We start from the raw sequence: 25,306 nt of genomic DNA, 5'->3' as shown, positions 1-25,306 counted from the left end.
CTAATTAAGAACTGATTGTACAAACTGCTTCGCTGCGGCGGGAGCATCCTCGGTGTTTTCCAGCGCCTTAATAAAGGCCGACCCAATGATGGCGCCTTCCGCGTATTGGCAGGCATGTTGGAAAGACGCTTTGTCGGCAATACCAAAGCCGATGAGGCGGGGGTTGCGCAGCTGCATGTCTTCAATGCGCTGGAAATAGGCATCCTGCACGCCGGCGGCCTGGGTGTTGGCGCCGCCCGTGGTACCCGGCCCGGAAACGAGGTACAGAAACGAATCTGTCAGCTCGTCGATGCGGCGGATACGGGAAGGAGCCGTTTGGGGGGTAATCAGGAACACGGGTTTCAGGTTGTAGCGCCGGAAGATTTCCTGGTACTCGTCCACGTAATCATCAAGCGGCAAGTCGGGCAGGATAACCCCATCAACCCCGGCGGCGGCGGCTTCGCGGCAGAAATTCTCCACCCCAAACTGCATCACCGGGTTGAGGTAGCCCATCAGCAGAATAGGCGTTTCGGGCACTTCGGTGCGAATGTCTTTGAGCTGCGTGAAAAGCACGCGCATGTTCATGCCGTTTTGCAGCGCCACCGTGCTGCTCTGCTGAATCACGGGGCCATCGGCCAGCGGATCAGAAAACGGCATGCCGATTTCAATAAGGTCAGCGCCGGCGGCGGTTAGGGCTTTGAGCACCGGCACGGTGTCTTGCAGGCGCGGGTAGCCCGCCGTGAAGTAGACGTTGAGCAGCTTCTTGCCTTTGTTTTGGAAGGCTTGTTGGATTCGGTTGTTCATAGGGCATGTGCCGCAGCGGACGCAGAGAATTGCGCGGCAGAAACGGGTTCTGCATGGTCTGCGCAACTTTCCGAATCCTCTGCTGGCTGGTCTTTACTTGATAGAATCCGCGTATTTCATGTACGTTTCCAGGTCTTTGTCGCCGCGGCCCGAGAGGTTGATAACCACCACGTCGTTAGGGCCAGCGCCTAATTGCCCAAGAGCCGCCAGCGCGTGTGCAGTTTCCAGGGCCGGAATGATGCCTTCCAAGCGGCTGCACTCTGCTACCGCCCGCAAGGCCGCTTCATCTTCGATGGAAATGAACTGCGCCCGGCCTTCCGCCGCCAGATACGCGTGCAACGGCCCGATACCCGGATAATCCAGACCGGCCGACAACGAATACGGCTCGGTGATTTGCCCGTCCTCGTCCTGCATGAGCAGCGTACGCGAACCGTGAATGATACCGGGTTTGCCGAGCACCGACGTCGCGGCTGAGTGGCCCGAGGTGATACCGTGCCCAGCTGCTTCCACGGCTACCAATTTCACGGAAGGCTCGTCGAGGAAGTGGTAGAACGCGCCGGCCGCGTTGGAGCCACCGCCCACGCAAGCTACCACGTATTGCGGCAGCTCTGAACCCGTTTTCTCCAGCAACTGCTTGCGCATTTCCTCGCTGATAATGGCCTGCAACCGCGCCACCAAATCCGGGTACGGGTGCGGGCCTACCACTGAGCCAATGATGTAGTGCGTGTCAACGGGGTTGGAAATCCAGTCCCGAATGGCCTCGTTGGTGGCATCTTTCAAGGTCTGGCTGCCGCTGGTGGCGGGGCGAACTTCGGCCCCGAGCAGGCGCATACGCTCCACGTTGGGGCGCTGCCGTTCCATGTCCACCGAACCCATGTACACAATGCACTCCATCCCCATCAGGGCGCACACGGTAGCCGTGGCCACCCCGTGCTGACCCGCGCCAGTTTCGGCAATGATGCGTGTTTTGCCAAGCCGTTGCGCCAGCAAAATCTGCCCCACCGTGTTGTTGACCTTATGGGCGCCGGTGTGGCATAGGTCTTCCCGCTTCAGGAAAATGCGCGTGTTGTACTTCTTGGACAGGCGCTTGGCCTCGAACAGCGGCGTGGGCCGGCCGACGAAGTCGCGCAAGAGTTGCTGGTACTCACGCTGAAACTCGGGGTCGGCGAGGATGGTGAGGTAGTTGTCGCGCAGCTCTTCCACGTTGGGATACAGCATTTCGGGGATGAAGGCGCCCCCGAATTGGCCGTAATAGCCGCGGGCAGTGGGTTCTTTATAGGTTGTAGGAGTCATGGCTCGTAGGGTTTCGCTGTGGGTGACGCAGGAGGCGGCAGAGTCGTTCAAGGGGGTGCCCAAAACATTGCGGCATTCCATCTTGAATCAGTGCATGCCGCTTGGTCAGGATCGTAGTTCGATAAATAGTTGCCGCAGCAGTTCAGCGTCTTTTACACCGGGCTCGGTTTCAAAACGGCTATTCAGGTCCAGTGCAAACAAGCCGGGCAGCTGCAAGTTCCGCAGAGTATCTGCCTGCTCTATGCTGAGGCCGCCAGCCAAAAAATAGGGCACTGGCAGGTTGTAGCTGCTCAGTAGATTCCAGTCGAAGGCTGTACCATTGCCACCGGGTTGCGCGCCTTTTGTATCAAAGAGAAAGTAGTCGGCGGAACCTACATAAGGCTTCAGTTGCTCGAAGTCGAACTCCTCTCCCACCGAAAACGCCTTGATGACGGGTACGCCAGCCGCTTGGATGGTGGCGCACTGCGCGGGTGTTTCGTGGCCGTGCAACTGCACCAAGTCCAGCCCCAGTTCCGCCACCCGCGCCAATACAGCCTCCGTGTTTTCATCCACGAACACCCCCACCTTGCGGATTCCGGCGGGCAGCGCCGCTAGTTCCTTTTGGCTCAACTGTGTGCCCACGTACCGACTGGACTTTGGGTAGAAGATGAAACCCAAAAAGTCCGGCCGTAGCGCGGCAACCGCCGCCAGATTTTCTGGCTGCCGCATGCCGCATACTTTCAAGTAGGGAATCGTGGACGTCATGATGAGACAGAAGAAGTGTAGCGCGGCAATCCGTTCCGTGCTACTCTTAAAGTAGAGTCACGGCTTCGGTAGCGCGAAGCTGCTGTACCAGTGCGGCGCAGGCTTTTTCGGGGCGGCTGTGGCGCATGAAGGTTTCACCGATCAGAAAGCCGCGGTAGCCGACGGCGCGCAACGCTTCAATGTCGGCAGCGGAGCTGAGGCCGCTTTCGGTCACCTTCACGTAGTCGTTGGGGATGCGCTGGGCTAGGTCGCCAGAAGTGTCGAGGCTCACGGAGAAGTCGTGGAGGTTACGGTTGTTGACGCCAACCACGCTCACGGCATCGGGGTGCAGTGTTTTGTCGAGCTCTTCGGCGTTGTGGATTTCAAGCAGCACTTCCAAGCCAAGGCTTTTGGCGAAGCGGCCCAGGCGCAGCACTTCCTCCCCCGTTAGCACAGCTGCAATGAGCAGCACGGCATCGGCGCCAATGCTTTTGGCTTCCAGAATCTGGTATTCATCAACCACAAAATCTTTGCGCAGAATTGGGCAGAAGTTGTAGCGCCGAGCCGTAGTCAGGTCCTCGTTTTTGCCGCCGAAAAACTCGGTATCGGTCAGCACCGACAGCGCCGAGGCCCCGGCCTGCATGTAGCCTAGCGTGGTCCGCTCCACCGGTGCGTGCGCATTGATAACGCCCTTGCTCGGCGACTTACGCTTGAACTCGGCAATGATGCCGCTCAAATCGTCGCGGAGCAGGTAATGGCGCAAGCTGAGCGGCTGCGAGTCCATATACAGGCTCTTTTCCAACAGTTTCACGGGCACCAGCGCCTGCCGGTCTTGTACTTCCTGGCGCTTGTAGGTGATGATTTTATCGAGGATAGTGGGCATTTCAGTCTGGGTGTACCACCAAGTACGAGCTTGGTGAGTCGTTAAAAGGGTATTCGTTGGTTGTCATTCCGACGCAGGAGGAATCTGAGTTGATTCGTGCAACAACTTTACCCAGATTCCTCTTTCATCGGAACAACAGTCCTTGGCAGCTACACCGCCATTACATTGCTGTGCGTGGCGGCTAATAGCTTCCGCAGCGCCGTCCGGGCCCGGCCGGAATCCAACGATTCCTGCGCGGCAGCCAGGGCGTCCGTGAAACTAAAGGTTGGCTCTAAGCAGCGGATGGCCAACGCGGCGTTGGCCGTTACCACGTCGCGCTGCGCGCGGGTGGCGTGGCCTTCCAGCACGTTCAAAAACAGCTGCGCCGACTCGGCCGCGTTGCGCCCGCCCGCTAGTTCGGCAGGCGTGGTGGCCGTTAAGCCGAAGTCGGCCGCCGATACCACCTGCTCGCCGTCGGTGGTGGCCAGCTTGGCCGAGCTCGTCAACGACAGTTCATCATACCCATCAAGGGCGTGCACGACGGTGTAGCAGGAGTCGGTTTGCTGAAGCAAATAGTGGTAGAGGCGCAACAGCTCCAAGCTGAAGGTGCCAGCTACTTGGAACCGCGGCCGGGCCGGATTCACGAGTGGGCCTAGAATATTAAAGAACGTCCGGACGCCTAGCTCCCGCCGTACGGGACCGGCGTGGCGCATGGCCGGATGAAACGAGGGCGCGTGCAGGAAGCAGATATTGGCTTGCTCCACTTGGCGCTTCAGCACATCGTTGCTGACCGCAAAATCAACCCCTAACTGCGCCAGCACATCCGACGAGCCGCACACCGACGAGACGCCAATGTTGCCGTGCTTGGTGACTTTGTAGCCCGCGCCTGCCACCACAAAGCAAGCCAACGTGCTGATGTTGAGCGTGTCTTTGCCGTCGCCGCCGGTGCCTACTATATCTACGGTGTCGTGGGTACCTAACTCCGGGTCGCGGCTGAGGCTCAGCAGCGCTTCACGGAAGCCAGCCAGTTCGGGTACTGAGATGGGCCGCATCCGGTACACAGCCATGAAGGCCGCCATTTCTGCCGGGTTCGCCTCGCCCTGTCCGATGTGCAGCATGGCCTGCCGCGCCTCGGCGTGCGACAATAACTGCTGGTCGAAAAGGATGTTGAGAAGGTGTTTCATTGTGTGACGCCAAGCGCGTACTTGGCGAATCGGTGAACAACGGAAAAAGAAACCTTGGTGGCAGCACCCACGGTGCGCCAACCCGCCATTGGTGCTATTGCAGCCAGTTGCGCATCATCTGGTGGCCGTGCTCCGTCAGAATGGATTCGGGGTGAAACTGGACACCGCGCACATCATACTCGCGGTGCCGGAAAGCCAGCACCTGGCCGTTGGCGTCAAGAGCGGTTACTTCCAGTTCGGCGGGCACCGACTCGGGGCGCACGCTCCAGGAGTGGTAGCGGCCCACACGGAACTGGGTGGGCAGGCCGTCGAATATTCGGTCTTCGGCGGTAACCTCAGCTTGCGTGGCAATGCCGTGCAGCACATCGGGCATATTATATAGCTCGCCGCCGAAGCTTTCTGCCAGCCCCTGGTGGCCAAGGCACACCCCCAGAATGCGCTTGGTGGGTGCGTAGCGCCGGATGATTTCGGGCATGAGGCCGGCCTCCGAAGGCAACCCAGGACCGGGCGAGAGCAGCACGGCGTCGTAATCCTCCACGTCGTCTACGGAGAGTTTGTCGTTGCGGATTACCGTGACATTTTCGGTGTGACCGAGTTCCCGCAGCACCTGCACGAGGTTGTAGGTGAAGGAGTCGTAGTTATCGAGGACGAGGATTTTCATGATGCAGGTAAGGTGGGATAGTGGGTAAGGCGAGAGGGAATCTAGGGTCTTCGTTTTCCCAGAGAGGTTGCAGGCAGATGGTGTGTTTCATCGGAACAACCTGCAAGCCTACGCTTCTGGTGGAGCTAGACGGCCTCGGCTTCTTTCAACGCCTTGCGGAGGGCTGCTAGTTTGTGATGTACTTCGTTGAGTTCGGAATTAATGTCAGAGGCAGCTACCACGCCAGCACCTGCCTGGAAGTAGAGCTGGCCCGCCGTGCTCAGAAACGAGCGAATCATGATGGCGTGGTTGAAGTCGCCGTTGAAGCCGCGGTAGCCGATGGCACCGCCGTAGTAGCCGCGGGCAGTAGGCTCTAAGCCGTCGATGATTTGCATGGCGCGGTGCTTGGGGGCGCCCGAGAGTGTACCAGCCGGGAAGGTATCGGCCACCACTTGTAGGGGGCTGGCGGCTGGGCTCAGGGTGGCATTTACTTCACTCACGAGGTGAATGACGTGCGAGTAGAACTGAATTTCACGGAAGGTTTTCACCCGCACATTGTCGCCGTGGCGGGCCAGGTCGTTGCGGGCCAGGTCCACGAGCATGGTGTGCTCGGCGTTTTCCTTGGGGTCGTCGGCTAGCTTTTGGGCCAGGGCAGCGTCTTCGGCGTCGTGGCCGGTGCGGCGGAAGGTGCCTGCAATGGGGAACAGGCTGGCTTCGCGGCCCTTAATAAGGAGTTGGGTTTCGGGCGAAGAGCCGAAGATTTTAAAGTTGCCGTAATCGAAGTAGAACAAGTACGGCGACGGATTGATGGAGCGCAGGGCCCGGTACACGTTGAACTCGTCGCCGGTGAAGCCCTGCTGAAAGCGGCGCGACAATACAATCTGGAACACGTTGCCCTGGTGGCAATGCTGCTGACCAGCCGCCAGTACTTTCAGAAACTCTTCGTCGGTCTGGTTGGTGGATTCCTCCCCTACCACCGAGAACTTGTAATCGGGCAATGACGGGTTGCGCACCAGGTTCACGAGGCGCGTCAAGCCATCCGGGTCGGTTTCCTCGCCGGCCAGCGTGTGCTCGAACACATACAGCTCGTTGCGGAAGTGGTTGACGGCAATGACGTACCGATAGGTGCCGTACAGGATGCTCGGAATCTGCCCGGCGGCCTGTTTTTCGGTGTTCAGCTCCAGATCCTCGAAGTACTGCACGCCCTCGTACCCGATGTAGCCAAACAAGCCGCCGGTGATGAAATCGTACTCGGTAGGCTCGGTTTGGAAGCAGCCAGCAAATTCCTGGAGGCGCGTGAGGGCCAGGCGGGGCTCGGCTAGAGTTTCGGTTTCGGTGGTATCATCCGGAAACGTCAGCTTCAGCTCCTGGCCGCTCAGCTCGAAACGGGCCAGCGGGTCGAACGCCAGGTAGCTGAACGCGTTTTGTTGGCCGTGGTAGTCGGAGCTTTCGAGGAGCAGGCAGTTGGGGTACCGGTCGCGCAGGCGGAGATAGAGGCCTACGGGCGTGACGGTGTCGGCTAGTACGCGGAGGTGGCGGGTATGGAGCTGGAACTGTTTCATGTCTGGCGTTTCGGGAGAAGCTGAGCGCCGGGTATTAAAAAAGCCCGGCGGGGCGGCCGGGCTTTCTGTAGAGTCGTTACGAAGAGGAGTTTCACTACCCTTAACGCACGCACAGGATGTCCCGTCCGGAATTTCCGAAAGGCCACCACCACGCTTGCTGAGTTGTTGAAACGGTCATTGCCAAAGTTGAGTTAGGGCGTTGAGTGGCACAAAGGTAAAGCAGCTTTCTTAGTACGCAAGCAAAATTCAAGTTTTATGATGAAATAATGGCAAGAATACGGCTCGATAGTTACGATACTGTTAAGATACTGCCTGCATGGTCGTTTGTTTCAATAGAAGTAGAGACAATCTGCTCATAAACTTGAGTTGATGCAGTACCAAGGACTGTTTGTAATCGATAAGCCCGTCATGCTGAGATTGCCAAAGCGTGACGGACTTGTAAGACGTCCAACGAGTGGTCGACCACCCCTAGCCCCTCCTCAGCTGAGGAGGGAAACTATTCGCTGTCCATATGCTTCTTAGCTAACGCACTACGTAACTAGCATTTGAACGCCTGTGTACTTTCCTGCTGACACCCGGAGCATATAGATGCCACGGGGTAAACCACTTAGCTTCACTGCGTCGCCGGACCCCACTTCGGCTTCAAACATGACCTGACCGGCTTTGTCTGTTACTGTTAGCTGTGCTTGTTGCAACCCGGCGGGTAATTCCACGAGCACTTCTTCTTTCGTGGCAGTTGCGTAGGCACTGAAGGGCAGTGGTGCTGCTGCTTCCTGGGTGCTTGGTGGCGCGCTTAGCCACTGGTAAGCGGCTGGAAATTCTCGCCGCCAAAACCACTCGGAATGTTGTCCGTCTGTTTGAGGGTTGAAGCTTAGATTGGCAGCAGGTACGCCGCCACGAACTAATGCGTCGTGCATGGCCCGCATGAGCGGCACCATGTTCTGCCCTTCGGTGGTACCGCACACAAAATAGAAACGCGTATCGGGGTGGGCGGGGTGCTGGCGGACGTATTGAAAAAGCGACTGCTGAGCAAACCAGAAGGCTGGCGAGAACACGCCCACTTTGCTGTACACGTTCGGGTACTTCAGGGCGGCGTAGGTGGATATGAGGCCACCCATGCTGCTGCCCACAATGCCCGTAAACTCACGGCCTGTGAGGGTACGGTAGTGCGCATCGATGTACGGCTTCAGAGTTTCCACCAGAAAATCCACGTACTGGTCGCCTTGCCCACCGCCGAGTTTGAGGTTGCGCCAGGGAGAGAGTTCATTGAGCCGGTCGGTGCCACCGTGGTCGATGGCCACCGCAATGGAGCCGGTGGCATCGAGGCCCTGCTGTTGCAACTCGCTCAGTGTCTCATCAACGCCCCACTCGCCGGCAAAGCTGGTGCAGGTATCAAACACGTTTTGGCCGTCGTGCAGGTAGAGCACGGGGTAGCGCTTGGTGGGGTTAGTGGCGTAGTCGTTGGGCAGATAGATCCAGACGCGGCGGGTCCGCTTGAGCTGCGGCATCTCGAATGAGGTGCTAATTATGTGCACGTTGGGTTGCAAGGCCGTGCTTTGGCAGGGCGCCGCCCCACCACCAGAGTCTTTCCGATTCAGTACTTGCAGAGTCACGGTAGTAAGGGAGTTACCAAGGGTGATACGACGGTTGTCGATGTCGTTGTGGGGCGCGTCGGTGTCTCCTGGAGTCCAGACTCCGCATGTGCATGTGCATGCAACTGGGTTCTTCACTGCGGCTGGCAGTACCAATTGGTGAGTGCCGTTGGGGTGGCGGGGAAGGCGAGTGCGGGGCTGGCTGGATTCTCGTTATTGAAGGAGCCTATCCTACCTACCACGGCCGTAGCAGGCGTTGAGGCAGGCGCGCAAGTCAGGCGAAACGTGGCTTGTGTGGATGTGGTACCGGCCCACATCAACAGACCTAGTACAAGGCAAGGAATACGCATGAATCCGGCGTACGTTGTGCGTGGCGAAGCTCTTTTCCGCAACTCGCACCATGAACTACACCGTAACGGCTGCCTGTACGATACACCTGTGCGTGAAGCGCAAGTACAGGTGTAGCCTATTCGCCACCGATAAACGAGAACCCAACAAACCTATCTACTTTTCGGGCCGCATGCTCCATGCAGCAAGCTATTTCCACCCAGTTCCTTGTACAATGCCCCACCGATTACGTGCTTTTTGGTTGTTTCTTGCTCTCTGGAACGCTGTTTCAGTGCTACCAGCTACGGCGCAAAAAAAACCACACGCGCCCGAGGGTGACGTATTTGTAGACAAACAAGGCGTGTTGCGTTGGCAGAAAGACAAAAAGGAAGTGGCCCTGTTCGGTGTCAATTATACCACGCCGTTTGCCCACGCCTACCGAGCGCACCAAAAGCTCGGCGTGGCGCATGAGCAAGCCATTGCCCAAGATGTGTACCACCTATCGAGGCTGGGCGTTGATGCGTTCCGGGTGCACGTATGGGATGTGGAAATAACGGATACGGTGGGGAATCTGCTGGAAAACGAGCATCTGAAGCTGCTTGATTTTCTGGTGGCTCAGCTCAAGCAGCGCGGCATCAAAATCATCCTGACCCCCATTGCCTACTGGAACAACGGCTATCCGGAGCAAGATACGGGCACCGGTTTTTCCAGCATCTTCTCGAAAACGCAGGCCTACACCAACCCGCGAGCTGTTCTGGCACAGTCAACCTACCTCACGCAGTTTCTCAACCACCGCAACCCCTACACCAAGCAACTCAACCGCGACGAGCCGGACATTATTGCCTACGAGGTGTGCAACGAACCCCGTTATGGCAAGCCCGAAGCACCCGTCACGGCTTTTGCCAACCGCATGGCGCAGGCCATCCGGGCCACTGGTTGCCGCAAGCCCGTGTTCTACAACGTATCAGAAAATCCGGTGGTATACGAGGCCATCTTGAACGCCAAGGTGGACGGCCTCACGTTTCAGTGGTATCCACAGGGCTTGGTGAGCGGACACGCGCTACGGGGCAACTTCCTGCCGTACGTCGATCAGTACCCGATTCCGTTTCGGCAGGACAAGCGCTTTACCAGCAAAGCCCGCATGATCTACGAGTTCGAATCGGCCGACATCATTCAGCCGGTGATGTACCCGTTTATGGCACGCAGCTTCCGGGAGGCCGGGTTCCAGTGGGCCACGCAGTTTGCCTACGACCCGATGGCCATGGCCTTCGCCAACACCGAATACCAAACCCACTACCTGAACCTGGCCTACACGCCGGCCAAGGCCCTGAGCTTGCTGATTGCCTCCAAAGTGTTCCACCGGGTGGGGCGCGGGCAGTCTTTTGGCCGCTATCCGCAGGACTCGGTGTTTGATGCATTCCGGGTGAGTTACCGGCAAGCACTGAGTGAGATGAACACCCCAGAAGAATTCTACTACACCACCTCCACGGCCACTCAGCCGAAACGGGCGGCGAGTTTGCAGCACCTGGCCGGCGTGGGCTCTTCGCCCGTAGTGCGCTACGGCGGAACGGGAGCCTACTTCCTGGACCGGGTAGCGGCGGGCGTGTGGCGCCTGGAAGTGCTGCCCGATGCGGTACCGATTCGAGACCCTTTCGAAAAAGCGTCGCTTAACAAACCCGTTACCCAGATTCTGTGGAACGCGCAGCCGCTACAGCTTTCCCTGCCCGAACTAGGCAGCAACTTCACGGTGCGCGCGCTCAACGAAGGCAACACCCTGCAAGCGCAGGCCACCAATGGCAGCACCGTGGTCCGGCCCGGCGTGTATTTGGTAGCCGCCGCCGGCAAGTCAACCACGCAGTTCACTGGGCAGTCGGTGTTCAACCATATCAAGCTAGGAGAATTTGCGGCGCCGGCAGCTACCCCCATGGGCCCCCAGGTACTACACACTCCACCTACACAGGTCTCGGCAGGGCAGCCGGTGCGCCTTGTGGCCCGGCTTACCGGCATCGAGCCCCAGGACAGCGTGTTTCTGGTGGCGCAACACTTCTACGGGCGCACGCGCACCTTGCCCATGGCTACCACCAGCTATGCCACCGTGGAAGCTACCGTACCGGCAGAGCTGGCGTATTCGGGCTTGCTCCGCTACTGGATAGTGCTGCGCAAAAAAGACCAAACCCTAACCTTTCCGGGCGGATTTGCCGGCCAACCCCGCGACTGGGACTACTATCACCCCGAGCATTTCGAGGTGCCCATAGTAGCAGTTGGTACTCCTCTTCCCCTCTTCCAAGCCAGCCACGACCAGCAGCAAGTGGAAGCCCGCAACCTGGCCAGCACTGCCTGGGTTGACTACGTAACCACTCCGGCGGGCGCCGTCGCGCTGCGTTTCGTGCTTGGAGCGCCCCGGCCGGGGCAGACCCCATCCGCTGCACTCACTGAACCAGCCGCGGCGGTACGGGCGTATTTCGGCGACAGGCTAGCGGGCCGAGCCACTGAAGTTGCTGGATTCAAGGAACTGGTGGTGAAAGCACGGGCCAGCCACGCTGCTACGCCGCTGAAAGTGGTGCTGACCAACAAAGACGCTGTGGCCTATTCCGCCTCCGTGCAGCTTGGCACCAACATGCAGGAATTCCGGATTCCGCTTTCCACTTTCCGTTCCGAGGCGCTGCTGCTTTTCCCGCGCCCCTACCCTGGCTTCTTGCCGCTAAGCTACCAGCCTACAACGCCGTCGACCTTGAAAATTGGAGAGGCCGAAGTGCTGCAAGTAGTGCTGGATGCGGCCGCCCCAACCACCGGCGAGCTACACGTTGACCTCGAATCTGTTTCTCTTCAATAAGCTATATGCCCCGTTTCTCGTCGCTTACGCAGGTTTTTCTACGGGTTGGCAGTGGCTTGCTGCTGGCCATGGCCGTGAGTGAATGCACCAGTCCGCCTGCTCGCCTAGCGCCCGCCGTAGACTTCAACCAAGACTGGCAATTCGTAAAAGACATCGACACCGCCGTAACGGCGCAGTTCTTCACCGAAACCACCGACACCGCTGTGCAGTGGGTGGCCGTGTCGTTGCCGCATACCGCGCAGCTAGAGCCCGTTGTGACCGACAAGAAACAGTGGCAAGGCACCTGCTTCTACCGCAAGTTTTTTCAGGTGCCCGCCACCGATTCCAGCAAACGAGTGGCTGTTCACTTCCAAGCGGCCATGCATACCGCCGACGTGTATTTGAACGGCAAGAAGCTGGAACGGCACCAAGGAGGGTATTTGCCGTTCACAGTGGATATTTCCCGGCAGCTCAAGTATGGGCAGCCCAACTGCCTGCTGGTAAAGCTCAACAACCAAGACAATCCGGCGGTGCCACCCGGCAAGCCCCTCAAGGACTTGGATTTCAACTTCTACAGTGGCCTCTACCGCTCCGTGCAGTTGCTGGTACAAGACAAGGTGTACATCTCCGACCCCGTAGAAGCCGGCCACACGGCTGGGGGTGGTATTCTGCTGCACTACGAAGACGTAAGCCCCCAATCGGCCACGCTGCGGTTGCAAACGGAAATACAGAACGATGCTGCCCAGGCGCAAACCGTACAAGTCCGCACTACGCTGCTCAACGAGAAGGGCGAGGAAGTAGGCCGCACGCAAAACGAAGCAGCTGGTATTGCGCCAGGCGCTTTCGAACGGGTCGACCAGCAACTGTCTATTGCCAACCCCAAGCTCTGGTCGCCGGAGCAGCCATACCGGTACCGCGTGGTGGTGGAAGTGCTGCGAGCGGGGCAGGTGATAGACCGGCAGGAACTGCAAACCGGCGTTCGGACCGTCCGCTTTGCCACCGACGGGTTCTACCTCAACGGCCAGAAAACGCGCCTGCGGGGCACCAATCGGCACCAGGAATATCCTTACCTCGGCTACGCGCTGTCGGATAATGCGCAGTACCGCGACGCCTGGCACATCAAAGCGGCCGGCTTCAACTTTGTGCGCTGCTCTCACTATCCTCCTTCGCCAGCTTTCTTGGAAGCGTGCGATGAACTGGGAATTCTGGTGATGAACTCGATTCCGGGCTGGCAATTCTTTGGCGGCACCGAGTTTCAAAAAAACAGTTTGCAGAATGTGCACGACATGGTGCGCCGCGACCGGAACCACCCCAGCGTAATACTGTGGGAGTCGTCGTTGAACGAGACGGGTATGAGCAAGCCGTACATGGAACAAACCTACCAGGCGGTGCATCAGGAACTACCCTGGAAGGAAGGCGTGTACACTTGCGGCTGGCTGGATTATGCCTATGACGTGTTCATTCCGGCGCGCCAGCACAGCAAAGCCCCTTACTACTGGAGCAAGTATACCGGCAAGAAACCTTTGCTGCTCTGCGAGTATGGCGACTGGGAATACTACGCCCAAAACGCGGGCTTCAACCAAACCGCTTACGCCGGCCTCAAAGAATCGGAGCGTACTTCCCGCCAGCTGCGCGGCCAAGGTGAACGGGCCCTCACGCAACAAGCCCTCAACTTCCAGGAAGCCCACAACGACAACTTCCGCAGCCCAGCCGTCGGCGATGCTAACTGGCTCATGTTCGACTACAAGCGCGGCTATGCGCCCGACATTGAATCGTCGGGGGTGGCCGATATTTTTCGCTTACCCAAGTTTGCCTACTCCTTCTACCAAAGCCAATATGGCCCCGCAGAGGACCGCAACGGCTTCGGCAAACCGATGGTTTACTTGGCTACTTACTGGCAACCAGCCTCTTCCAAGCAGGTGGTTGTGTACAGCAACTGCGACGAAGTGGAACTCCAGCTCAACGGCCACACCATAGCCCGGCAGCGCCCCGACCAGAACGTTTTCGCCAATAAGCTCGCGCATCCTCCCTTCACGTTTGCAGTGCCTACCTACACGCCCGGTACGCTACGCGCCATTGCCTACCGCAATGGCAAAGCCGCTGCCCAAACCGAACGACGCACGCCCGGTTCGGCTAAGAGCTTGCAACTTAGCTATGCCCGCCTCGGCAAAGACCTGACAGCGGGCCAAAACGATGCCGTGTTCGTGTATGCCACCGTAGTTGATGCGAATGGCACGACCGTACCGGATGCCACCACGTCGGTCCGCTTTAGCGTGCAGGGCGCCGAGCTAGTTGGCGACAACCCAGTGCAGGCGGAAGCCGGTATTGCCACCATCTTGGTGAAGGCAGGTGTTACCCCAGGGGTTGTGCAGGTCAGCGCTGCCGCCACTGGCTTAAGCAGCAATGCACTGAAAATCAACACCAAATAGCTTTCTACCACTCTGCGTCAAGCAAGCATAACCTGCTTAGGAAGCTAGCCACCAGAGTACAAAGGGCGTACTTCGGTGGTTGCGCTGGTTTTCGCTTCAAAAGAACCTTCCGCCTGAAAGAGCAGCGGCGAGTCTGTGTGCGTCTTTCCACCTTGTCTAGGAAGCACAACAAATAGTGGCGGAAAAATAATAATTGCATTTTTCATATAAAGCAGTACTGCTTCTGCTGCTATTTATAGGGTTGCTGTTTGAAGGCAACCGACGCCAACCAACATAAATGCGGTAGACACACTAAGCTGTTTTGCCTCTTATTTTAGTGGCTGCATTGTGCTGTTTGCTCTACATAGTTCTCTTAAATCAGGGTGTGCAACCAATAAAAACAACGGCTGACACACGTAAAACCGCAGATTAGGGCTATCAATCCGTGGCCGTTGTGTTGTGCGCCGTTTCATAATTCGGGGGCATGCAGAGGAGTCATTTCCAATAAAGGAGTATGATTTAAGGTGGGCACCCCCTTGTTCACAATCATGCCAAATCGATTAAGTCTACGGTTTCGTTGGCAAACCCGTGCTTTTTCGTGTCCCTACATACATCATACTTCACAGCTAGTTACGCGAGCCAGCCGAGTGCAGTGGTGCTGGCACGCGCGTCCGCAGGGGCTTGTTGTATGGATCATGTAGTTCGCTTGGTGGTATTAAACCGCTGCGTAGTACAGTGAAGCTTGCCGAGTTAACAATTAGGTAATCGAAGGTAGCTATTACCCGCAAATGGAATTATTGCTATTCTTAGGCAGTCACCGCAAACGTTTTCGATGTAGACAACAAAGCTTTAACTTGCGCACTTTATAAATGAGTGGACAGTAAAAAATGTTGCCGGGCAAAGAGTACAGCGGGTTCTGCACCCCGCTAGCTCACCAGCAAGCACTTGTCTAACTCACCGCTCCGGAAAACCGGAAAAGTCCATTCCAACACCCTAACTAATTCCCAATGAAACACCCCTACCTGGCAAAACTCTTGTTTTTGCTGCTGTTTGTGTGCGCCGGTTTCACCGGTGCATTCGCCCAGACGGGTTCTGTGAGTGGCCGCGTCGTAGACGAAAAAGGCGAAGGCTTGCCTGGCGTAACCGCCCTTGTAGAAGGCACCACGTTCGGCAACTCTACCAACTCCGACGGAACGTTCTCTATTCAGAGCATTCCGGCCGGCCCACACACCCTCGTTATCTCTTACGTTGGCTTTACCTCTACCCGGAAAGCTTTCACAGTGGCGAGCGGCCAAAATGCAGCGCTCGGCAACCTCACCCTCAACGAAAACACCACCTTGCTTAACGAAGCAGTGGTAGTAGGCTATGGCACCCAGCGTCGGCAGGACGTAACGGGCGCAGTAGCTACCGTGCAGGCCAAAGATTTCGTGCAGGGGCAAGTAACCAACCCTGAGCAGTTGGTACAAGGCAAAGTAGCCGGCGTTAGCATCACAACGGGCGGTGGTGCCCCGGGCGCGCCTACCTCGGTTCGTATCCGTGGCAACTCTTCCCTGAATGCCAACAACGACCCGCTGTACGTAATTGACGGCGTGCCCGTGGATAAAGGTGGTATTTCGGGCGCTTCCAACCCGCTCACCCTCATCAACCCCAATGACATTGAGAGCGTTACGGTGCTGAAAGACGCTTCGGCTACGGCTATCTATGGCAACCGGGCTTCCAACGGGGTTATCTTGGTTACGACCAAGCGAGGCCTGCAAGGAGAGAAACTAACGGTTAACCTGTCGTCGCAAACGTCTATTTCGCGGCGCGCCAACGAGTACGACGTATTGGGCGCGCAGGAGTTCAGCGACCTTATTCGCGCCAATGGCCTCGCGTCACAAGTTGCCACCCTAGGCACGGCCAACACCGACTGGCAGAAAGAAATCTTCCGGACGGCCGCTACCTACGACAACAACGTGAGCTTAACAGGCAGCTTCAAGAAGGTGCCTTTCCGGGTTTCGTACGGCAACCTCAACCAGGAAGGTATTGTCATCACCAACAAGCTGAAGCGGAACACGGGTTCTATCAGCCTGACCCCTCTCCTGCTAGATGACCGCCTCCGCATCGACATCAACGCCAAAGGCACGTTAGTTGACAACCGCTTTATCGACAATGCGCAGGTAGGCAACGCCGTTCTCTACGATCCGACCCAGCCGGTGCGTGGCACCGACGAAACCCGCTACGCTCCCTACGGCGGCTATTTCCAGTTCTTGCAATCAAACGGCAATCCGCTCGGGCAGGCCATTGGCAACCCAGTGGCGGCACTCAACAACGTCAACAACACCAGCGACGTGAAACGCCTGATTGGCAACGTGCAGTTCGACTACAAAATCCACGGTGTGGAAGGGCTGCGGGCCAATTTGAACCTGGGTACCGACATTTCGCGCGGCGACGGCTCAACCGTCACCAACCTCGCCGACTTTGGCAACTACCTCAACCAAGGCCGCTACACCCAGTACAACCAGAAAAAGGACATGCGCCTGCTGGAAACCTACTTAGCGTACAGCAAGCAGTTTGGCGGCACCAAATTCGATATCCAGGGGGGCTACTCCTACCAGGATTTCGTAACGAAAAACGACAACTTCCTTGACTACCGTTTCGACCGTACGACCCTGGTTAATCCAACGGCGGTATTGACCGTACCAGGCGGCTACTCCAAGCTGGCGCTGCTCTCCTACTTCGGCCGGACCACGCTGAATGTGAAGGACCGGTACCTACTCACGGCCACTGTCCGGAACGACAACACGTCGCGCTTCCTTGATGGCAACCGCAGCGGCATTTTCCCGGCAGTGGGGTTGGGCTGGCGCTTGAAGGGAGAAGAGTTCCTGCAAGACAACACGATTATTTCGGAACTGAAACTGCGTGGTGGCTGGGGCCGCACGGGCCAGCAGGACATTGGAGGTGTGTATGACTACCTACCCCGCTACGTAACCGGCAACGGTGCGGCTCAATACCAGCTAGGCAACGGCTTCGTTACCACGCAGCGCCCCTCGGGCTACAACCGCGGCTTGACCTGGGAAACCACCACGACCTGGAACGCTGGTATCGACTATGGCTTCTTTGATGATCGGGTTTCGGGTGCCATCGACGTGTATGAGCGTACTTCCGATGATTTGCTCTCGCTGATCAACGTGCCCGCTGGTGCCAACCTAACCAACCAGCTCAACGCCAACATTGGCTCGTTGCGCAACCGGGGTATCGAATTCAATATCAACGTAGTTCCTGTCCGTTCCGAGGACTGGAACTGGGATGTGAACTTCAACGTCGCGTACAACAAAAACAAAATCACCGAGCTAGGCCCGCAGCAAGAAGGCTTTGCTGGCTACCTGACCGGTGGCATTCCCGGCGGCACGGGCAGTACCATCCAAATCAACTCGGTGGGCTTCCCCTCCAACTCGTTTTTCGTGCGGCAGCAGGTATATGACCCCAACGGCCGGCCGATTGAAGGAGTGTACGTGAACCAGAACGACGACAATGCCTTGAATGAGCGCGACAACTACCGCTACAAGCAGCCTGCGCCGCTTGCCGTGCTGGGCTTCTCGTCCAACGTGTCGTACAAGAAGCTGAACCTATCGTTCCTGCTGCGCGGCAACGTGGGCAACTACGTGTACAACTCGGTGTCTGCCAACATCGGCAACCTCTCGAATGCCCAAAGCTCGTCGGGCTTCCTGCTCAACCTGCCAACCGACATTCGGAACACCGGCTTTAGGTCGCAGCAGCTTTTCTCTGACTATTACATCGAGAACGGCTCGTTTCTCCGCTGCGAGAATATCACGCTCGGGTACAACGTAGGTAAGTTCCTGAACGACAAAGCAACGCTGCGCCTGACAGCAGCAGTGCAGAACGCATTCGTCATCACCGAATACACGGGCCTCGACCCGGAAATCACCAACTTCAACACCATCGACAATCGGTTTGAGGCGGGTATCGACAACAACTTCTATCCCCGCGCCCGCACGTTCACCTTTGGTTTCAACGTTGGCTTCTAACATTCCCACCATGCATAAGAACATATTTCGTGGACTGGTTGCTGTGGCGACTGGTTTAGCGCTGGCAACTGGTACTACCTCTTGTACCGACGAACTCGACCAGCAACCCAAATTCGAAACCACCCCCGACAAAGTATACGTTGACCTCAACGGCTACCGCTCGGTGCTGGCCAAGCTCTACGGCGGCTTCGCCCTAACCGGCCAGACCGGCCCGAACGGCGCCGGTGACATTGGGGGCATCGACGAGGGCACCTCCGACTACATCCGCCAGTACTGGAGCGCGCAGGAACTCACTACCGATGAAGCGGTAGTGAACTGGAACGACCTGGGCATCCGGGATTGGCACAACATGAACTGGGATTCCAGCAACCCGCTGCTCCGCGGCTTGTACAGCCGCATCTACTTTGAAATTGCGGCGTGCAACGAGTTCATCCGTGAGTCGTCCGACGACAAGCTGGCCGCGCGCCTGCAAGCTACCGATGTGGCAGCCGTGAAGCAGTACCGGGCTGAAGCGCGGTTTCTGCGGGCGGTAGCCTACATGCACGCCATGGACCTGTTTGGCAACGGTCCGTTTGTGACAGAGGCCGACCAGGTTGGGTTCACTAGCCCGCAGTACTACACGCGTCCGCAGTTCTTCGCTTTTGTGGAGCAGGAGCTGACCGCCTTGGCTACCGACCCGGATTTCGCCGAGCCCCGCACCAATGAGTACGCCCGCGTTGACAAAGCTGCTGCTTGGGCTATGCTTTCCCGCCTGTACCTGAATGCCGAGGTGTACACCGGCACGGCGCGCTACGCTGATGCCGCCACGCAAGCCAAAAAGGTGATTGATACCGGCGGCTACTCCCTGGTAACCACGCCCGCTGGCAATGTATCGTCGGCGTACGGTCGGCTTTTCCTGGCCGACAACAACACCGCTCCGGCGCGTGCCGAAATCATTTGGCCGATTGCCTTCGACGTGAACAACACCCAGAGCTACGGCGGCACCACGTTCTTGGTGAACGGCGCTACCGGCTCTTCCGCCGCGTGGCAGGCCCGTGTAGGCCAGTCCACGGGTTGGACAGGCTTGCGCACGACGCAGAACCTGTTCAACTTGTTTCCGGACACTGCCCGTGATACCCGCGGCCGTTTCTGGACCAAGAAAGCCGACAACTCGAATCGTTCCCTTGAAATCACCGACCTCTATGATTTCGAGCAGGGCTACGGCGTGGTGAAATTCCGCAACATCAACTCGGCAGGTGTTGGCCAGGGTGGCGCCCAAAACTTCTCAAGTGTTGACTTCCCCATGATCCGGTTGGCTGAAGTGATGCTCACCTACGCCGAAGCCGCCACCCGTGGTGCCGGCGACCGGGCAGTCGCGCTCAACTACGTAAACCAAATCCGGGCACGGGCCTTCAATAACCAGCCCGGCAGCGCCATCACGGCCGCTCAGCTCACCCCCGAGTTCATTCTCGACGAGCGGGGCCGGGAGCTATACTGGGAAGCTCACCGCCGCACCGACCTTGTCCGGTACAAGCGTTTTGTGGAAGGCTCGTACCTCTGGCCTTGGAAAGCGGGTGCTGCTGCTGGTCGGGCTGCTGATCCGTGGCGGAACATATTCCCCATTCCGGCCTCCGACATATCGGCCAACCAGAATCTGAAACAGAACGATAGATACTAGCGAACCGCTGAGCGGACCGGTTCCCTTCCAAGAAGCGGAGCCGGTCTAGCTGGGTTCACCTCCCCCATTTTCCACTTTAGTATATGAAAAACTGGATTACTCAAACGGCAACTGGCTTTCTGGCGCTGGTGGCTGTTCTGCTGACCTCCTGCGAAAAGGATGAAACGCAAGTGACGCTGGCTCCTGCCTCCACGCCAACGCTGACCGCCAGCACCACCAATGCGGGTGTATTGCAAGCCGGCAATGCGGCCAACAACGCAGTTACCTATTCCTGGACGCCCCTAACCTTTGACGTGCCTTCGGCCACCAAAGTGGGCACTACGGTAACGTACACCCTGGAATTCGCGCGCACCGGTACCGCCTTTGCCAACGCCACAGCAGTTGATGCCGGTACTGGCGCTTCTAAAGCCCTTACCGTCGGCGACGTCAACAACGCACTGATTCGGGCCGGGCTCACCCCCGACCGAGCAAGCCAAGTGGACGTGCGGCTGCGGGCAAACTACTCGGCCAACCAAGAGCCGCTGTATAGCACAGCTACCACTCTTTCGGCTAGCCCCTACTCGCGCGAGTTGTATGCCTTTGGTAGCTTCCAGGGTATGGCTGATGTCACCAAGGCTCCTTTCATTCAAATAACCGACGGCAATCCGCAGGAATACGACGGCTATCTGTATATGCCCGCTGCTACCAACACATTCAAGCTGTCCAATACCAATACCTCGTCGGGTACCGTTTACGGCAGTGGTACAGCGGCAGCAGGAGCAACCAACAGCTTCGCGCTGAATGGCGGCGACATTTCGCTACCGGGCCCCGGACAATATCGGATGCAAGTGAACTTGGTCAATAGCTCTTATACAGCCACCAAAGTGGTATGGGGGGTAATTGGCTCGGCTACGCCTAATGGCTGGGACAAGCCTACTATGCTTACTTTTGATCCAGCTGATAAGAAGTGGAAAGGCAAAGTAACCCTAGTAGCGGGCGAATTAAAATTCCGAGCCAACGATAACTGGGCAATCAATTTTGGCACTAATGCAGCAGGAAAATTGGTGTATGACAGCCCTGACAATATTCCAGGACCCGGTCCAGGAGAATATGACGTAGTGCTCGACCTCAACACTCCTAATGCTTACACTTATAGCTTCACCAAGAAGTAAACGTACTTGTCAAGTAAGCAAAAGGCTCGCCCATTCGGCGAGCCTTTTTTGTGTTCCTGTATGCACAGTTTTAAGCCGGCCAAAAGGAAGCACACATACAGCAGGTTGAAGTGAGCAGTAGAAAACGCCAACCTGCCAACAGCTTCTCTACACGCTGCTGGCCTACTTGGGTCTCATCGTGGCGCGTCAATTTGTAATAAGCTAGCCGACAAGGTTCTAGCCATTCAGGCGAACCAATCTGCAACTGCTACTTGGCAAAACCGGTATCATCGTGCTATTAGCGTATGGAGTGGCAACAAACTGCAAAATTTGACTGTAGCTTAGCCGTTTGAAATTGCGCAAGCATTTGATTGCTGTACTTTCGTGCGTCCCCATCACCTGAAACATAGTTCCACGGGCAGCTTACTTTCTCCCCAACCTTTCTTCACATATGATTCTTATTGCCGACGGAGGCTCGACCAAGAGCAACTGGTGCCAGCTGGATGGTACTGGAAACCGGGTGTTTTTCAACACCGAAGGATACAATCCTGACTTCATGAGCACCGAGGCCATTGCCGCCTCCCTCGATAAAAGCCTGCCCGGGACGCTGCCCCGCCAGGAGATAACGGAAGTGTATTACTATGGCGCCGGGGTGTCGAATGCCGAGAAGGCCGAACGGGTTGCGGCGGCTATGCGCCAGATTTTTCCGAACTGCAAAGCCAAAGTTGCCGAAGATTTGCTGGCGGCCGCGCATGCCTTGCTCGGCGACAAGCCAGGGTTTGCCGCCATCCTTGGCACCGGTACCAACTCCTGCCTCTACGACGGCGAGAAAATCATTTACAACGTGGATTCGCTCGGCTACTTCCTCGGCGACGAGGGCAGCGGCTCCTTCATCGGCAAGCGCCTGCTCCGCGACTACCTACGGGGCTTGCTGCCCGATGGCTTGCAGGAAATATTCCAGCAGGAGTTCAAGCTCACCCGTGAGGAAGTGCTGGACCGGCTCTACAACCAGCCGCTGCCCAACCGCTTTCTGGCCAGCTTCGGCAAGTTCACCTACGACCACAACAACATCAGCTACTGCCGCGAGATTGTGCTGCAAGGCTTTGAAACCTTCTTTCAGAACATAGTAGCGCACTACCCCGATTATCAGAAGTACACCTTCAACTGCATTGGCTCAGTAGGCTACAACTTCCGCGACGCGCTGGCGCAGGTAGCCAAAAGCCACAATATGGAAGTCGGCAAGATAATCCGCTCCCCTATCGATGACCTGGTTTCGTACCACGAAAGCAAGATTAACGCCTAGCGCGCCCGGTTATAGCACGTTTGCACAAGCAGAAAGGGTCGGTTCCATTCGGAACCGACCCTTTCTGCTTGTTGGGCTTTGCTAAGAGCACTTGTAGCTGGGATGCCCCAAGGACTGCTGGATTAGTGCTGTACCACCAACCGAGTGGTTTGCGTGAGTTGGCCCGTGCTGAGGCGCACGAGGTACACGCCGTTGGCCAAGTCCTGCACCGGCAGATTCAGTTCGTGTTGGCCACTAACTTGGCGCGCCTTTATCTGGATGGTGCGCAGGGTGCTGCCGAGCAAGTTTTGCACGGTTACCGTAACCGGAGCTGCTGCTGGCAACTCGTAGCGCAACAGCGCACTGGTGGCACTAGGGTTCGGTGCGGCCGTTAGGCGCAGTGCATTGGTAGCGCGGGCTTTGGTACTGAGCACGGTGCTTTTCTTGATCAGTCGCGACGTGTACACGGCGTATTCCCCGGGCTGCAGCGTGATGTTGGCCGTAGCATTAGCCACCGTGATACTGTCGCCGGTGAGGTAGTTGTACCACCTACCGGTCCGCTGAAACTGCGGGTTGATGGGCTGCGCCACCACATCGAAATTGCCGATTACCGTAACACTCAAGCTAGGAGCGGTGAGGTGCAAGGACTTGGCAGCCCCGGCCACCTCCTGCGTGAACGTTCCGGTTTCAAACACCGGCTCGGTTTTGCGCAAGGCAATCAGTTCCCGGAACACGTTGAAGAGCTTGCGGCGGGTGGCCTCTTGGTAGTAGTTCCAGCGGATGGGCTTTGGGCCAGTGCGGCCGTTGAAGTCGATGTTTACATCATAGCCTACTTCCCCGAACTGCCACACCATTTTGGGGCCGGGCACAGTGAAGAAAAATGCAGCAGCAGCTTCCTGGCGGGCCAAGGCTGTGGTCTGGTTACGAACATCGTAGGTTGGCGCGCTGGCTTGGTTGCCGAAGGTGATATTCTTATACATCATCCGCTCTTCGTCGTGGCTTTCCATGTACGTAACCAAGTGCGGCGACACCCAGTTGCGGCTGCCAAAATAGCCACCGCTGAAGTTGGAATTGGTGGTGTAGCCCATGGTGGCCTCGTTGTAGGCGCCCGTCATGTTGCCCCACAGCATCAAGCCCGCATCCGCCAGCACTTTTTCCTCGCTGTTGTCAGCAAAGTGCTCCAGAATAGGATACACGGTAGGGTCAATAGTCTTCAGGAAGTTGTGGTAGTCCAGCCAGATGTTGATGCGCGACTGATCATAGGCGCCCCACTGGTCCTCATTAGAGCCCGAGTTGACTTGCGTGAAGCCTTTGCTGAGGTCGAAACGGTAGCCATCTACGTGGTACTCCTGCAGCCAGAACTCCATGACGCGCTTACTAAAGTACTTGGTGAAAGCACTTTCGTGATTGAAGTCGTAGCACACGTTGAAGGGGTGCGTAGCGGTGCGGTTGTACCAGGGCGAGTTGGTGGCTGGATTGCCGCCGTCGAAGTATAGCTGCACCATGGGGCTTTGCCCGCAACTGTGGTTGAGCACCATGTCGAGCACTACGGCAATGCCGCGGCGGTGCGCTTCATCGATGAAGCTTTTCAGGGCGTTCTTGGTGCCGTAGTACTTGTCGGGGGCGAAGTAGAACGACGGATTGTAGCCCCAGGAATCGTTGCCCTCAAACTCGTTGACGGGCATCAGCTCAATACAGTTCACCCCGAGGCGCTGCAAGTAGCCCAACGTGTCGCGCAGGGTTTGGTAGTCGTGGCGGGCCACAAAGTCACGCAGGTGGAGCTCGTACACCACCAAGTCGGTCCGCTTGGGCTTCTGGAAATTAGTTGTCTGCCACTGGTAAGGCGTTTGGTTGCTTTGCAGCACCGACACAATACCCGTCGTTTGGCCCGTAGGGTAAGCTTTCAGGTTGGGGTACGTGATGGCCGGAATGTACTGGTCGTTGTTGGGGTCCAATACTTTCTCGCAGTAAGGGTCGGCCACTCGCAGGGCGCCATCTACTTCGTATTGGTATGCGTATTCCTGACCGGGCGTGAGGCCGTTGAGTTGAACCCACCAACGGGCGTTTTCAGCATCGGTAGCGGGCGTGCGGTTCATAAAGCCCGCGTTGTTTTGCTGCCAATTGTTGAACTCGCCGAGCACGTACACAAACTCTTTGTTGGGCGCCGTCAAACTTAGAATCACAGATGCACCGCCATTGAGGTACGTGATACCATCTTTCTTGGCGCCAGCTGGCAACGCCGCCACGTTTACGGATGGCCGCACCACCACAATCAGCGAATCCGAAGCCGTGGTGATACCGCTAGTGGCAGTGAAGCGAATCACGTTGCGCCCCGTCTGCGTGACGGTAACGCCGGTGGTGAGCGTGCTGGCCGCGGGCTGCTGCGCTACTTGTGCACCGTTCAGCCGGAACGTAAGCTGCGCCGCCGAGGATGCTTCGCCGGTTACACTGACCGTGGTACCGGCCGCCACAAACTGCGCATTGCCTCCGGTTACGGGTGCCGTAATGCGTGCGCCCAGGCCACCCTGGAACACATCCACAAAGATGTCGCCGCCATTTGCCGCCCGGCCGACCACAGTACCGTCGGCATTTTTGAAAATCATGCCGAGCCGTAGCATTTGCTCGGCGGCCGGTACGCCGTAAAACGTGCGCGGCGTGAACGTGATGCGGTAGAGGTTGGGGTTGGTGGCATCCCGCGTCATCAGAGCCGCTGGGTCGGCCATATTAAAAGCAGGGCTCTTCACATATTTCCAGTCAGAGGGCGAGGTGCTGAGGTTGGTGACAACCCCTGTGTAGATGTAGACTGGCTGCGTGAAGTTGGCCAAGCCCCCATTGCCCTTGGTAGCATCAAAGGTGAGCGTAACCGGTGTGTTGTCTTGAAAGAAGGTTGGTTGTGATGTCACCACCTGTGCTTGTACAACCCAAGAGCTGCATAGGAGCAGCCACAGGCTACCGAATAGTCGAAGTGTTTTCATAAGGAAAGAAGAGGACGGAAATGGGCTGAATGGGGACTCAGCCGCGAA

Annotated in this window: 17 protein-coding genes; 6 read left to right on the top strand and 11 right to left on the bottom strand. The window is 57.4% G+C overall.

Translation table 11 applies throughout. The features are described 5' to 3' along the window. The 9 genes from trpA to MTX78_RS08670 all read right to left on the bottom strand — a co-directional run bounded on the left by trpA (nt 1) and on the right by MTX78_RS08670 (nt 8,989). The gene (trpA, locus tag MTX78_RS08710) at nt 1–783 is read right to left on the bottom strand and encodes a tryptophan synthase subunit alpha (protein WP_243801773.1); all 783 of its coding nucleotides are present in this window, start codon (nt 781–783) and stop codon (nt 1–3) included. Between the two features lie 93 nt (nt 784–876). Further along, entirely contained in the window at nt 877–2,076 is a 1,200-nt protein-coding gene (gene trpB, locus MTX78_RS08705) for a tryptophan synthase subunit beta (RefSeq protein WP_243801771.1), read from the bottom strand. 105 nt (nt 2,077–2,181) lie between these two features. Further along, a complete protein-coding gene (locus MTX78_RS08700; RefSeq protein WP_243801769.1) occupies nt 2,182–2,820 on the bottom strand; it encodes a phosphoribosylanthranilate isomerase in 639 nt (212 codons plus the stop codon). Between the two features lie 46 nt (nt 2,821–2,866). Then, nucleotides 2,867–3,682 carry an indole-3-glycerol phosphate synthase TrpC gene (trpC, locus tag MTX78_RS08695; protein ID WP_243801767.1) on the bottom strand — a complete coding sequence of 272 codons (816 nt, stop codon included), beginning with the start codon at nt 3,680–3,682 and terminating at the stop codon, nt 2,867–2,869. Nucleotides 3,683–3,831: 149 nt separating this feature from the next. Further along, complete coding sequence (trpD, locus tag MTX78_RS08690) at nt 3,832–4,845, bottom strand: anthranilate phosphoribosyltransferase (RefSeq protein WP_243801765.1); 1,014 nt, start codon at nt 4,843–4,845, stop codon at nt 3,832–3,834. 94 nt (nt 4,846–4,939) lie between these two features. Then, the gene (locus tag MTX78_RS08685; RefSeq protein WP_243801763.1) at nt 4,940–5,506 is read right to left on the bottom strand and encodes an anthranilate synthase component II; all 567 of its coding nucleotides are present in this window, start codon (nt 5,504–5,506) and stop codon (nt 4,940–4,942) included. Between the two features lie 125 nt (nt 5,507–5,631). After that, a complete protein-coding gene (locus MTX78_RS08680) occupies nt 5,632–7,047 on the bottom strand; it encodes an anthranilate synthase component I family protein (protein WP_243801761.1) in 1,416 nt (471 codons plus the stop codon). Between the two features lie 530 nt (nt 7,048–7,577). Continuing rightward, nucleotides 7,578–8,777, bottom strand: a complete 1,200-nt coding sequence (locus MTX78_RS08675; RefSeq protein ID WP_243801759.1) for an alpha/beta hydrolase-fold protein — start codon at nt 8,775–8,777, stop codon at nt 7,578–7,580. After that, on the bottom strand, nt 8,774–8,989 hold the full coding sequence (locus tag MTX78_RS08670; protein WP_243801757.1) for a hypothetical protein: 216 nt from the start codon (nt 8,987–8,989) through the stop codon (nt 8,774–8,776). Before MTX78_RS08670 ends, MTX78_RS08675 begins: the two co-directional genes overlap by 4 nt. Nucleotides 8,990–9,201: 212 nt before the next feature. Here MTX78_RS08670 and MTX78_RS08665 point away from each other — a divergent pair, with 212 nt between their 5' ends. Beyond that, complete coding sequence (locus tag MTX78_RS08665; RefSeq protein ID WP_243801756.1) at nt 9,202–11,799, top strand: cellulase family glycosylhydrolase; 2,598 nt, start codon at nt 9,202–9,204, stop codon at nt 11,797–11,799. Nucleotides 11,800–11,804: 5 nt separating this feature from the next. Continuing rightward, a complete protein-coding gene (locus MTX78_RS08660) occupies nt 11,805–14,207 on the top strand; it encodes a glycoside hydrolase family 2 protein (protein ID WP_243801755.1) in 2,403 nt (800 codons plus the stop codon). A gap of 44 nt (nt 14,208–14,251) precedes the next feature. On the opposite strand, the gene MTX78_RS08655 is transcribed toward MTX78_RS08660, so the two are convergent. Continuing rightward, on the bottom strand, nt 14,252–14,413 hold the full coding sequence (locus MTX78_RS08655) for a hypothetical protein (RefSeq protein ID WP_243801753.1): 162 nt from the start codon (nt 14,411–14,413) through the stop codon (nt 14,252–14,254). A 780-nt stretch (nt 14,414–15,193) separates the two neighbouring features. Between MTX78_RS08655 and MTX78_RS08650 the strand changes: the two genes are divergently transcribed. The 4 genes from MTX78_RS08650 (at nt 15,194) to MTX78_RS08635 (ending at nt 22,304) form a co-directional block, all read left to right on the top strand. Continuing rightward, nucleotides 15,194–18,214, top strand: a complete 3,021-nt coding sequence (locus tag MTX78_RS08650; RefSeq protein ID WP_243801751.1) for a SusC/RagA family TonB-linked outer membrane protein — start codon at nt 15,194–15,196, stop codon at nt 18,212–18,214. Between the two features lie 10 nt (nt 18,215–18,224). Further along, nucleotides 18,225–19,871, top strand: coding sequence for a RagB/SusD family nutrient uptake outer membrane protein (locus MTX78_RS08645; protein WP_243801749.1), 1,647 nt, complete (start codon nt 18,225–18,227; stop codon nt 19,869–19,871). A gap of 83 nt (nt 19,872–19,954) precedes the next feature. Continuing rightward, nucleotides 19,955–21,022: a SusE domain-containing protein gene (locus tag MTX78_RS08640; protein ID WP_243801747.1), complete on the top strand. Its 1,068-nt coding sequence runs from the start codon at nt 19,955–19,957 to the stop codon at nt 21,020–21,022. A 430-nt stretch (nt 21,023–21,452) separates the two neighbouring features. Beyond that, the gene (locus MTX78_RS08635) at nt 21,453–22,304 is read left to right on the top strand and encodes an N-acetylglucosamine kinase (RefSeq protein WP_243801745.1); all 852 of its coding nucleotides are present in this window, start codon (nt 21,453–21,455) and stop codon (nt 22,302–22,304) included. Nucleotides 22,305–22,426: 122 nt separating this feature from the next. Here the strand turns inward: MTX78_RS08635 and MTX78_RS08630 are convergent, their stop codons facing one another. Further along, nucleotides 22,427–25,258 (bottom strand): DUF4961 domain-containing protein, encoded by a 2,832-nt coding sequence (locus MTX78_RS08630; RefSeq protein ID WP_243801743.1) that lies wholly within the window; start codon nt 25,256–25,258, stop codon nt 22,427–22,429. Nucleotides 25,259–25,306: the final 48 nt, after the last annotated feature.

The sequence above is a fragment of the Hymenobacter tibetensis genome, from assembly GCF_022827545.1.
GTDB lineage: Bacteria > Bacteroidota > Bacteroidia > Cytophagales > Hymenobacteraceae > Hymenobacter > Hymenobacter tibetensis.
The sequence above is the reverse complement of the archived record's forward strand: the minus strand, read 5'-3'. Positions and strand labels throughout refer to the sequence as shown.